2 protein-coding genes are annotated in these 1868 nt (G+C 68.7%); both read right to left on the bottom strand.

What is annotated here, in order from left to right; all coding sequences use genetic code 11:
* Nucleotides 1–192: 192 nt before the first annotated feature.
* Entirely contained in the window at nt 193–984 is a 792-nt protein-coding gene (locus tag AC1DXV_RS34225; RefSeq protein ID WP_477937995.1) for a tetratricopeptide repeat protein, read from the bottom strand.
* A partial coding sequence (locus AC1DXV_RS34220; protein ID WP_477937994.1) for a polysaccharide deacetylase family protein occupies nt 981–1868 on the bottom strand: 888 nt, incomplete at its 5' end. The genes AC1DXV_RS34225 and AC1DXV_RS34220, both read right to left, overlap by 4 nt.

Genomic DNA, 1868 nt, shown 5'->3' with positions numbered 1-1868 from the left:
CCAGCGCGCTTCGTGCACTGACTGTCGCCCACTGTTTGACCACAACGAACGAAGTGAGTGGCGGGAGTTTGGGCGACGGGCCATGAAACCAGTCAGCGCAGGGGAGTCATCGCCCCCCGGGGCGATGACCGACCCGGCCGGCGAGCCACAGCCTACCCACCCGCGCCTTTGCCGCTCCGAACTCCGAAGACCTCAGCCCGCCGGAAGCTTCTTCAACAAGGCCAGGGCAGCAACATTCTTCGGCTCCAGCTTCAGACAGCGCTGAAGCGCATCGCGGGCCGCCTTCGGGTCGCTGGCCTGCAACGCCTGCGCCTTCTTCAGCAGCGTGTCGGCCAGCGCACGACGCACCGCTGCATCGCGCGGCGACGCGTCCAGGCGCTTCTGCAGCATGCCGATCGCTTCGTCGAATTCGCCCTGCCCCGCCAGCATCGACGCGTGCTCCAGCTCGATCGACTGCTCGCTCGGCGCAATGCGCGCACCCGGCTTGCGCGTGAGCGTCAGCCGCGACGGCTGCCCCAGGTAATCGCGCTTGTTGCGCGCACGCTCGATGCCGCGCAACCCGTCCGCGGCCTCGGCCTGCTCCGGCTGCACCGCCAGCACACCCAGGTACGACTGCTCCGCCGCATCCAGATCGCCCTTCTTCAGCTCGGCCCGCGCCCGCTGCAGCCGCTCGGTCGCCAGCACATCGGCCCGGTGCCGCGCCTCGGCCAGGCGCTCGCGGTACTGCGCAGGCCGCAGCGTCGCGAGCACTTCCCAGGCCTGCACCGCCTCGCTCCACTTGCCCTGCCGCTCCGCAGACACCGCCAGCTCGCTCTGGCGCACCTCGAACTCGGACACCGGGTCGTTGCGCGAATTGGCGCCCGCGCCGGTCCCGCCGGTCGGGTTGCCGGTCGGCACGCCGGCACAGGCGGCCAGCAGCACCGTGACGGCGGCCAACGCGATGAATCTGACCGCAAAGAAGCGAACCGCGAATGAGTGCGTCATGACGAGGGCGTGAAGCTGCGCAGGGTCTGCAACTTGGACTTGAAGGCCTCCAGGTCGTGGCTGCCGTAGATCATGGTCCGGCGCAGCATCAGCGGCTGCGCCCAGGCCGGGTTGCCGCCCGGCGTCACCGTGCCGGCCAGCCGGTAGCGGTTGCGCGCCAGCGCCTCCAGCACCACGTCGTTCACGTCGCCGAACGGGTAGGCATACGTCAGCACCTCGTTCGACAGCCGCTTCTCGATCACGTCGCGCGGCACCTTCGCCTCGGCCTCCATCCGCTTCGCATAGGCGGCATCGTTTTCACCTGCGGCCCGCTCGATCAGGTTGGAGTGGGTCTTCGAGTGCGACTGGATGTCGACCAGGCCCGAGGCCGTCATCTCCTGCATCTGCGGCCAGGTGAGCGCATCGCCGGCACCGACGAAATCGGTGTACAGGAACACCGTGGCCGGGAAGCCGTGCTTCTTCAGCAGCGGGTAGGCATAGCGGTAGTACGACGCATAGCCGTCGTCGAAGGTCAGCACCACCGAACGCTGCGGCAGCGGCTGCCGGCCCTCGAGGAAGCCGATCAGGTCCTTCAGGCGGATCACCTTGAAGTTGTTCGCCGCCAGCCAGTCGAGCTGCTGCTCGAAGCTCGACGACGACACCGTCATCTTGCCGTTGCCCTGGCCCACGCGGTGGTAGCACAGGATCGGGATCGTCTGGTACTGGCCGCTGCGCACGCCCATCGGGTTCAGCGGCTTCAGCGGCACGATCACCGGCTGCCCGCTGCGCGCCTGCGGTGCCCCGGGGTTGGCCTCGGCCACCTCCCAGTCGCGCGCCGCGCTGCCGAGAAAACGCTGCGCGATCGACGCATAGCTGTCCTCGCCCTGCGGAACGTAGACCAGCAG

It is taken from the genome of Rhizobacter sp. P3_C12, assembly GCF_056402735.1.
Note: the sequence above shows the minus strand (reverse complement) of the source record. Positions and strands in the feature narration are given on the sequence as shown.

Excerpts from the sequence above, each read along its gene's own strand:
- AC1DXV_RS34225 (WP_477937995.1), bottom strand. The coding sequence starts at position 984 with ATGACGCACTCATTCGCGGTTCGCTTCTTTGCGGTCAGATTCATCGCG.